At 53.2% G+C, this 9,778-nt stretch carries 11 protein-coding genes and 1 pseudogene; 8 read left to right on the top strand and 4 right to left on the bottom strand.

Going from position 1 to position 9,778, the window contains the following annotated elements:
- From ABUL11_RS09855 to ABUL11_RS09870, 4 genes are all read right to left on the bottom strand, one after another.
- Positions 1-396, bottom strand: a 396-nt coding sequence (locus tag ABUL11_RS09855; RefSeq protein ID WP_350283684.1) for a hypothetical protein, incomplete at its 3' end; no start/stop codon positions are given.
- Positions 397-1,148: 752 nt separating this feature from the next.
- The gene (locus ABUL11_RS09860) at positions 1,149-1,781 is read right to left on the bottom strand and encodes a response regulator (protein WP_350283685.1); all 633 of its coding nucleotides are present in this window, start codon (positions 1,779-1,781) and stop codon (positions 1,149-1,151) included.
- A 19-nt stretch (positions 1,782-1,800) separates the two neighbouring features.
- Positions 1,801-3,294, bottom strand: a complete 1,494-nt coding sequence (locus ABUL11_RS09865; protein ID WP_350283686.1) for an ATP-binding response regulator — start codon at positions 3,292-3,294, stop codon at positions 1,801-1,803.
- A gap of 432 nt (positions 3,295-3,726) precedes the next feature.
- Positions 3,727-3,900, bottom strand: coding sequence for a type II toxin-antitoxin system RelE/ParE family toxin (locus tag ABUL11_RS09870; protein WP_350283687.1), 174 nt, complete (start codon positions 3,898-3,900; stop codon positions 3,727-3,729).
- A gap of 278 nt (positions 3,901-4,178) precedes the next feature.
- Here ABUL11_RS09870 and ABUL11_RS09875 point away from each other — a divergent pair, with 278 nt between their 5' ends.
- From ABUL11_RS09875 to ABUL11_RS09910, 8 genes and pseudogenes are all read left to right on the top strand, one after another.
- Positions 4,179-5,420, top strand: a complete 1,242-nt coding sequence (locus ABUL11_RS09875; protein ID WP_350283688.1) for a PQQ-dependent sugar dehydrogenase — start codon at positions 4,179-4,181, stop codon at positions 5,418-5,420.
- Between the two features lie 3 nt (positions 5,421-5,423).
- On the top strand, positions 5,424-5,612 hold the full coding sequence (locus ABUL11_RS09880; RefSeq protein ID WP_350283689.1) for a hypothetical protein: 189 nt from the start codon (positions 5,424-5,426) through the stop codon (positions 5,610-5,612).
- 226 nt (positions 5,613-5,838) lie between these two features.
- Positions 5,839-6,447, top strand: a complete 609-nt coding sequence (locus ABUL11_RS09885) for a DUF2796 domain-containing protein (RefSeq protein WP_350283690.1) — start codon at positions 5,839-5,841, stop codon at positions 6,445-6,447.
- An 8-nt stretch (positions 6,448-6,455) separates the two neighbouring features.
- Positions 6,456-7,172 (top strand): ABC transporter ATP-binding protein, encoded by a 717-nt coding sequence (locus ABUL11_RS09890; protein WP_350283691.1) that lies wholly within the window; start codon positions 6,456-6,458, stop codon positions 7,170-7,172.
- Complete coding sequence (locus tag ABUL11_RS09895) at positions 7,169-8,440, top strand: ABC transporter permease (RefSeq protein WP_350283692.1); 1,272 nt, start codon at positions 7,169-7,171, stop codon at positions 8,438-8,440. Before ABUL11_RS09890 ends, ABUL11_RS09895 begins: the two co-directional genes overlap by 4 nt.
- Before the next feature lie 4 nt (positions 8,441-8,444).
- Complete coding sequence (locus tag ABUL11_RS09900; protein WP_350283693.1) at positions 8,445-9,005, top strand: DUF3299 domain-containing protein; 561 nt, start codon at positions 8,445-8,447, stop codon at positions 9,003-9,005.
- Between the two features lie 15 nt (positions 9,006-9,020).
- Positions 9,021-9,299 (top strand): annotated as a pseudogene (locus tag ABUL11_RS09905) (IS3 family transposase); the annotation flags it as partial.
- Between the two features lie 64 nt (positions 9,300-9,363).
- Positions 9,364-9,778: hypothetical protein (locus tag ABUL11_RS09910; protein WP_350283694.1), on the top strand; the 415-nt coding region annotated here is incomplete at its 3' end.

Raw genomic sequence — 9,778 nt, forward strand, 5'->3', positions numbered from 1 at the left:
CGAAAAGACGAAGCGGTCATAACGTCCCCAAAAGTTGATGAGCCCTCCGAAGTTGAGGTCGTCCACCACATCGGAAAATGATTTCTCGACGCTGATCGTCGAGGCGCGGCGAAACGCTGAGATGTTCCCCTTGAGCCCGGCCGCCCAAATATAGGATGTGACCTGCAACACCCAAGTCGAATTTTCCGCTGCAATTGAGAGGCGTTCTTTCAGCTGATCTACGCTGACGTCCGCTCCGTAAGCGGCATGCGCGCCACAGAGAGAAAGGACAATGGAAACGGCATACCAAGGCGAAAGCACCTCGCCGATACGGGTGAAGATTGGTTGTTCTTGGTGACTGCGACAGGCATAGTCCCAAGCTCTGGTCGAATGTTTATGCCTTTCGCTGAAACGCAATAACCCTATGCGCCTCACTAGTTGAATCGGTCTTAACAGCGCCGACAATATCCATCATTCGCTCAGACATATCAAGCGCTGATCGTATTAGAATACCCACGAATAATCCCAAAAGAATCAATACTTTCCGACCAGATTGCGATCAGGTTCCTTGACGGCCGGGTCCGATTATAGAAGCGATGGAAGCCCGACAGGGGCGAGATGCCGCAGGCAACTCGTGCAACGTACGACAGCGCAACCCGGGCATACCGGAGGACGCACATTCCACAGTGAAGATGCTGCGTGGATCTTCGGTGCCGAACAATGAACCGTGACGACCGCGATGCGACTGAACCGGCATCGTCGCTTCAGCGGGCTTTGCCGGCACACCAGATTGGAGCAGCAAAAGGGGAGCCGAGGCCCCCAGCCATAGTAAATAGTAGGCCACGCTCTGCAAATGACGTGGCAGCGGCACCTGCGACGATGATGTGATCCAGCGTGCACGCCGTCCATCAGCGCCAGCGCATGTCCTTGTCGGCGCAGAGGATTCTCTCCTCCCAAGTAAAAATATATACGACTGTAGTACTAATTTCCTCCCAACAATAGCGTAAAAGTAGTGCAGTACCCTCCCACCATCTTTGCGTGCCTGAAATAATGAATTGCCATGTCGGCCTGCAGCCTCCCCGCAACAACAGAACAAGTCTGGCGCAACTTGCAAAAACAGAATCTGGGAGTCAGAACACGATAGTCAACTACAGGATAGAGGGAAACGGTCAATCGACCAGATGGTGCATGATGGCGTAGCGAATCAGTTCACTGTTATTGGTCAGCTTGAGTTTTTCCAGTAGCCGGGCACGATATACACTGACAGTTTTCGGGCTCAGGCACATTTCTTCCGAGATCTCGGTCAATCCCTTGCCAGCAGCAATCAGGCATAACGTCTGGTATTCCCGATCGGATAAAGAAGTATGCAGCGGCTGATCCGTACCCGTAGTAATCGCATTCGCCAGCTCCATTGCCAACGCAGGTGTAATATATTTCTGGCCGGATGCAACCTGGCGGATCGCAATAACCAGTTGTGCCGGTGCGCTCTGCTTGTTCAGATAACCAGCTGCACCCGCCTTGAGCGACCGGATCGCAAACTCGTTTTCATTGTGCATGCTCAACATCAGCACCGCCATATCCGGACACTCCTTCCTGACCTGCTTGAGCACCTCGATCCCATTCCGGTCGGGTAGAGAAATATCCAGCAACATCACATCAAATGCCTGCTGACGTATGATCTTGATGGCCTGAATACCGTTTTCCGCTTCCCCGGTCACGCTGATATCACCAGTCTCACTCAAAATCTGCTTGAGCCCCTGGCGCACAATCGCATGATCATCAGTGATCATCACCTTTATCATAACCTTACTCCCATGCGCCTCAGTTCAACCTGGATTCCCCACCGATTATCGACTGACCATTGACCGGAATCCAGATCAACACCTCGGTGCCCACCAAAGGTCCGCCCTGGATATGAAATTGCCCGCCAAGCTGCTGGCAGCGCTCGCGCATACTGCGTATGCCAAACGAGTTTACTTTCGCCATGTCCAGGTGCGTAATGCCGCGCCCATTATCCGCCACCTCCAGATACACCTGGCTACCTGTTTCAGCCAGCTTCACCCGCACTTCCGACGCATTCGCATGCTTGGAGATATTAGTCAGCGCTTCCTGGAAAATCCGGAAAATTGCCACGGCCAGGTCTCCATCCAGCGAAATATCCTCACAATCGCACATTACAGTGCAGGAAACGCCAGTACGCTTGTTGAACTCACGTGCCTGCCATTGCACTGCGGCCACGATCCCGCAATCGAGTACACCTGGCCGAAGATCAAGTGCAATCCGGCGTGTGCTGTCGATTACCATATCAACCAGTGACTCCACTGCCTCAGCCTTATTGCGATAAAACTCGGAAGTACGACTGGAATTATCCAGGCACGGTACCAACTCACACTTGATCGCCGTCAAGGTCCCGCCGATATCATCGTGAATCTCGCGGGCAATTCGTGTCCGTTCCTGTTCCTTCGCCTTTTGTGAATAAGCCGACAGCTCCTCAAGTTGCGCACGTGAACGGGCGATTTCCAGTTCTATCTGCTTATTACGCGTGATATTCAGCATAATCCCATCCCACAGCACCGCTCCGCGTGGTGTCCGGCGTGGCGTAGCCCGCAGGCTGATCCACTTGACATCCACATCCCCCTCTGCCTGAATACGCCCTTCCCAGTTCCATGCCGAGAGATGTTCACGCGAATCCAGCAATGATTGATCGTAACTCGCGGCATCCTTTGCCACGATCAACCTTGCAAATGAATCCGGCTTTTCCTGCAAATAGTCGGGAGAAAGCCCGAGCAACGATCTGGAACCCTCGCTAACATACGGAAAAAAAACGCTGCCCTCCGATTCCAGTACAAATTGGAACACCAGCCCTGGCAGATTGGAAGCAATCGCACGAAAACGAGCCTCACTTCTCTCCAATGCCAATTGTGCCTCGCGCAAATCCCGCAAATGCCCGATATACCGCTGGCACCCTCGGATCGCTGCCATCAGCCGCACTGGATCAGACTTCAGCAACACATCCTGTACTCCCGCAGCAATCAAACGTGCTGCTGCCTGCTCATCCTGCTGGGAAACCAGGGCAATTACCGGAACACTCAGTCCCAGCCCTGCCAGCAAGCCTGATACTTGTGCCGCGCACAGATCCGGCCGATCATCTGTCAGCACCAGATCCCATTTCTGCTGCTGCAGCACCTCCGACAACCCGTCTGTCTTCGCACAATCTACTTCGGCCGACACCCCCCCCTGCTCCAGCAAATTGTGCAGCCACCCGGCCTCCACGGCTGAATATCCGATCATCAGAATTGCAAGTGCCCCAACCATACCTTATTCAACCCCTTACCCACCGGCCTGGCCGGAAACCACCCTCCACCATCTCTTCCATTACCGGATTGCTTTATATTTATTGGCATTCACAATAGCGGCCGTTTTAGTCACATCCTTCGCACGAGGAGACTCAAGCCAACGCGGCAATCTAGTACTTCTGCCAGCATTTTTTCCCCTTTCCAGCAGTTTGTCATATTCCGGCCAAAATACCAAACAGCGGGGAATTTTCCCTTCAATTCAAAGCATCACACTCACAAAAAAAGAATACCGCTTTAAATGTAACGATAACAATCAAATGCAATATGGAGGGCGTGGCAGGGGGCAACCAAGATATACCAATGAGAGAGGCGAAGCGGTAAACCATGTGCAGCGAATAGGAGCAAAGCATAATTCAATTAATCTGTAATCGTGCTCTACTCCTGGTTCTTCTTACAAATGCTTGAGATCGCGGTAGAAATTTTTGTATGGCCCGATCGCTTTGAGGTACACCAGATGCACAACCTCATCGATACTGCAACCAAGTAGATATAACTGATTCTGGCTGTGGAATTTACAGACCAGGAGCTTCTTATGAGCCCAGCACTGAGACCGAAATCCGAGCAATTCTTGAGGAACTACCCGGCTCCAGAGCGAATCAAGCTTAGATCCTTGCTGACTTCCATCGCCCGCGAGGCAAGCAGCTTGACTGATACCGAAGCCAAGAACTTCGACTGAACCTGCGACAAGATACCAAGCCCTTTCGAAGCTGCCGGTCTCGAAGTTATCAACTCGTGGGAACTATTTATATGATACCGACACCCACATTCCACTGAGAAAAAGAAAACCAAGGTAGTATCAGTGTTTCGCAGCCATTGGGCTGAATAGACATGCGGGAGAAGCAAATGAACGAACGATCATTGTCAGTGAAGAAAAACCACAATTCCATTCTGACTTCTTCGGTAAGGATGATTGCGGCTACTATGCTTCTGTTTTACGAGATCGGGTTTGCACAGGCGCAAGACTTTAATGCTCCCCCGCCAAATGCACTAGATCAGCGACCAGCTTTCGAGGGCCAGACGCGAGCCCCGGTCATAAAAGAAAATATACAACTGAATGTACAGATTATCGCTGAGGGCTTGGTCCACCCCTGGGGTATGGATCAACTCCCGGATGGCAGTTGGCTTGTAACTGAGCGTCCGGGACGGATGCGCCTGATCTCTGCGGACGGAAAGGTATCTGATCCGATTGCCGGCCTGCCAAACGTTGATGCCCGAGGCCAGGGCGGATTACTCGATGTGGTGGTCCGTGATGATTTTGCGCAGACACGCCAAATCTGGTGGAGCTATGCTGAACCTCGTGGAGAAAAACGTAATGCGACTGCGGTGGCAACGGGCATTCTATCCAAAGACGATAGCAAGCTCACGGATGTTCGTGTGATCTTTCGGCAGAATCCTGCCTGGAACTCCACGGCTCATTTCGGCTCACGATTGATTTTCGACCGTGACGGTATGCTGTTCGTGACGACTGGCGATCGTTCTCTGCCACAACCACGCATTCTGGCGCAGGATGTCAGTACCCATCTTGGCAAAGTACTGCGAATCAACCCGGAAGGTGGTGCCGCCAAAGGCAATCCACAAATCGAGGGGGGTCAGCCTGAAATCTGGTCATACGGACATCGCAATCTGCAATCGGCAGCGCTGGACCCGGACGGTAATCTCTGGACAGTTGAACACGGACCGCGTGGTGGGGATGAGTTGAACCAGCCGCAGGCTGGATTGAACTACGGCTGGCCGATCATTACTTATGGTCTTGACTACAACGGTCGCGCGATCGGGGAAGGTCTGACAGCTCAGGATGGCATGGAGCAGCCCGTCTACTACTGGGATCCGGTGATCGCGCCTAGCGGTATGACCTTCTATCAGGGCAAGTTGTTTTCCGAATGGCAGGGTGATCTTCTGATAGGGGGCCTTGCCAGTCAGGCGCTGGTACGGCTGATTCTCGTCGATGGGCATGTGACAGGTGAAGCTCGATATCTTCAGGGACAAGGCCGCATCCGTGATGTCGATATCGCCAAAGACGGCGCGATCATGATTCTGACCGATGCCGAGGATGGTGCCCTGATGCGCGTGACACCTGCACAATGAATCATGTGTATCTGGAGAGAAATCATAAAAATTCGTAACCTTGCTCACCCTGCTATACCTCATGCGGATATTCATCAGCAGACATATAAGGTGAAGAATGAGCAGTCGGCAGATGGATACGATCTACCCCATTATCGTCCCCAAGCCCGCCGGGGGAACAATGCACTTGCCAACCATATATTGCAGTTGTGATGAACTGTGTTATAGCATAACTATCTGCGCATGCATGATGGGTGAGGCCTATATTTTTTTGATGGCACTCACAAAAGAGCATCAATTGAGGATTTGTCGCAAGCACGATTTTCAAGCTCGCATTTCCTTGTTTTTACCTGATCGTACCGGAGCAGGTCACGCTACAGTTGACCTTTGAAAGATCGCATAACTCTGATAATTTCTTGTTCTGATCATGGAGTCGCCGATGTTCAAACTTTCTCTCATCCCTATGGGCACTATCATGCGTGCGATAGCAGTAACCATCGGTTCCCTGACCGCAACCCTACCTGCTACTGCACAACAGCATGCACATACTCATGGTCGTATGACTCTTGATGTCGCTGTAGATGTGCAATCCATTGCGCTGGCGATCGAGTCTCCACTGGAGAGCTTCCTGGGTTTCGAGCGTGCGCCGCGTACCGACACCGAGCATAAGGGCTTCGCGGACATGGTGGCGCACTTGAATGCAGCTGATCAACTGTTTCAGCCTGATCCCGCCGCAGCATGCAAGCTCTCGAAGGTAGATCTCACATCCTCCGCATTGGGTCTCGGCACAAAAAAGGAAGAGGTGCACCCTCATAGTCATGGCGATGACAATGAAAAGAGGCACGACCATACTGACGATGAGCATGCCAACATCAATGTGGATATCGTTTTCACCTGCGCCAGAGCCACAGAAACTCGTTTCATAGACGTCAAGCTGTTTGATACCTATCCTCACATCCGCACTATCGATGTGCAAGTGGCTGCACCCCAAGGGCAGTTCAAGCGTGTCCTGCAACCAGGCACATCGCGATTGAGCTTGATGAACTGAACGCAACCATGTCGGGCAACTTACTGGAACTTAAAGATCTGCGTTTCGCGTGGCCAGGTAGTACTGAAGACTGCCTGAACATTGCTGAACTGCATGTGACGCCAGGTGAAACTATCTTTCTCCATGGCCCCAGTGGTTGTGGCAAAAGTACATTGCTATCACTCTTAGCCGGTGTGATAGTGCCGCAAACAGGCTACGTAGCCTTGCTCGACACTCACTGGGGTGACCTTCGCCCAGCCGCACGGGATCGCCATCGTGTCGATCATGTCGGTTACATATTCCAGCAATTCAATCTGCTGCCCTATCTCACCGCACTGGATAACGTGCTGTTACCTTGCCGATTCTCGGCAAAGCGGCGTGATGCTGCAGTGCGCCACGCCGGAAACCTGCGTGCAGCGGCAGAACACTGGCTGACAGGGATGGGGTTGAGCGCTCAAATCTGGAATCGACCCGCACACACCCTATCAGTTGGGCAGCAGCAACGTATCGCTGCAGCGAGCGCTCTCATAGGCGAGCCTGACTTGATCATTGCCGATGAACCGACCTCGGCGCTCGACGAGGATCGGCGCGAAGCATTCCTTGATCTGCTCCTGCCTGCCTGCACCGCGACCGAAAGTGCTCTGGTGCTGGTAAGCCACGATCGCCGCATTGCCAAACGTTTCAGCCGCCAAGTTTCGCTGCCTGCGATCAACCGGGTGACATTTGACGGGGAAGTTATCGTATGAATCGCAGCTACCTCATCAATCTGGCCTGGCGCAGTGCCTGGAACCGGCGTTTTACCCTGGCGCTAACGGTCTGTTCGATCGCCTTGTCGACCTTCATGCTGCTGGGGGTCGAGCGCATGCGCACGGATCTGCGCAGCAGTTTCACCTCAGCAGTATCCGGAACCGATCTGATTGTCGGTGCACGCACCGGCTCCACCCAGCTGCTCCTGTACACAGTCTTCCACGTCGGCGCAGCCACCAACAACATTCGCTGGAGCAGTGTCCAGGCGCTTGAGCAATTGCGCGGCGTCGCGTGGGTAGTACCGCTGTCATTGGGCGATTCACACCAGGGTTTTCCTGTGCTGGGCACCACGCGAGCTTATTTCGAGCACTTCCGCTACGGTGAGCAGCAGCCTTTGCAGTTGCGTGAGGGGCAGCGCTTTCGCGATCTCTATGATGCAGTGATCGGCGCCGAGGTTGCCGACCGCCTGGGTTATCGGATCAATCAGCGCATTACCCTGGCGCATGGCACTGGCAAAGTGAATTTTGGAGCCGATCATGCGGACAAACCCTTTACGATCACCGGCATCCTTGCACGCACGGGAACGCCGGTCGACCGCACAGTTCATATCAGTCTGGAGGCCATGGAGGCGATCCATGTGGACTGGATCACGGGAGTACCTCTGCCTGGCCTGCATATCGGCCCGGAAGAAACACGCAAAATGGATCTGCGGCCCAAAAGCGTCACCGCTGCATTGATGGGTCTGCAAAACCGCGCTGCAGTGTTCTCTGTACAGCGCCAGGTAAACAACTTCGCCGCCGAGCCGCTGATGTCCATTCTTCCTGGCGTCGCCTTGGATGAACTCTGGGATATAGTGGGCGCGGGTGAGCGAGCCCTGCTGCTGATGTCCGGTCTGGTTGCCCTGGTCAGCATGGCAGGCCTGGTTTCCGTAGTACTCGCGGGTCTGAACGAAAGGCGCCGCGAACTCGCCGTCCTGCGCGCCGCAGGAGCCAGCCTGTACCACGTGCTTGCGCTGTTGGCTCTGGAAGGCATTCTGCTGACCATGGCCGGTATCATTACAGGTATCGCCGCCTTGGCCACATGCATCCTGACTTTAGGCCCCTGGTTGCAATCGACCTTTGGTTTGTCGCTGCAACTGGGGCAACCCACTCCGATGCAATGGCTGTTGCTGGCGGGACTGCTGCTAGCCGGCTGGGCCGCGAGCCTTTTACCAGGTTGGCGAGCGTACCGCCTGTCGCTAGCCGATGGCCTGTCTCCCAGGATTTGATACTATGTATACACTACCCTCCAATACTTCGCTTTCGAGACGCCGCCTGTTGCAAGGATTGATCGCCGCATTCTGCTGGGGAGCTACGTCCTGGTTACAGGCAGCCCGGTTTTCTGAAATTACCTGGGACGAACTGATTCCTCCTGACTGGGATCCGATGGAATCCTTTCAGGATCTGCCAGAACTGGCAACACTGCCAGATTCCGATCCGCGGGTGCAAGCATTGTATGATCAGCTGCGCAAGATCTGGGATGAAGCACCTACCATTCCTTCCTTAGAAGGCCGCGCGGTAAAAATTCCGGGGTTCATCGTACCCCTGGAAAGCGGAAAAGAAGGGCTGCGAGAGTTCCTTTTGGTTCCGTATTTCGGCGCATGCATTCACACTCCCCCACCGCCCGCGAATCAGATCATCCACGTAAAATCCAATCCTCCCGTCCAGGGATTTCAATCGATGAGCTCGGTATGGGTCAGCGGTACTATAAGTCTGGTACGCGCAAACTCGAAGCTGGGAGTGAGCGGCTACAGCATGCAAGCAGAGCAGGTGGAAGAGTATTACTGGGAATAGTAGCTTCCCGATTGAGGCTGGCATTACCGAATGATGCCTTATCGAACAGCGCTAGCCAGATATGGCATCCAGCAAAGCATGTCACGAAAGGGAAATTGCTACGATAACGCGGCAATGGAGAGTTTCTTCGCTACACTGAAGATCGAATTCTTTCATCGTTCTGAGTTCAAAAGCCTTGAAGATCTGGACGCTGGCCTTAAAGGCTACATTGATTACTACAACAAGAATCGCATCAAATTAAAACTCGGTGGCAAAAGCCCAGTGGAATATCGGTTACAGGCCGCCTGTCCTTGAGAATTAACAGTCCAACTTCTGGGGGTCAGTTCATTCCCCGGGGTGATTCACAGGAGAAAGATTAATGGACGAGCCAATCATTCGACTTTATCCGCAACCAGGGGGTGAGCAATCTCTCAAAGGTACTTATCTGGCGCACAATCTTCGCCAACACGCTTCTGAAGACCAGGCATTTGTCTACACAAACTTTGTCGTAAGCTTGGATGGCCGAATAGCCCTTCCTCGTGGCGAAACGCAAGGCATGAACGTACCTCGATCGATTGCTAATAACCGTGACTGGAGGTTATTTCAGGAATTGGCTGCTCAGGCCGACTTGATCATCATCAGCAGCGATTATATACATAATTGGGCACAAGGAAAGGCACCAGAAATTTTACAAGTAGATGAACCTCAGTTTGCCGACTTGGGCGACTGGCGACGAGCGTGTGGTCTCTCACCACAAGCTGATGTTGCTATCATCAGCAAGAATCTACGCTTTT

Origin of the sequence: Nitrosomonas sp. (genome assembly GCF_040256045.1) — a bacterium.
In the GTDB taxonomy this organism is placed as follows: Bacteria; Pseudomonadota; Gammaproteobacteria; order Burkholderiales; family Nitrosomonadaceae; genus Nitrosomonas.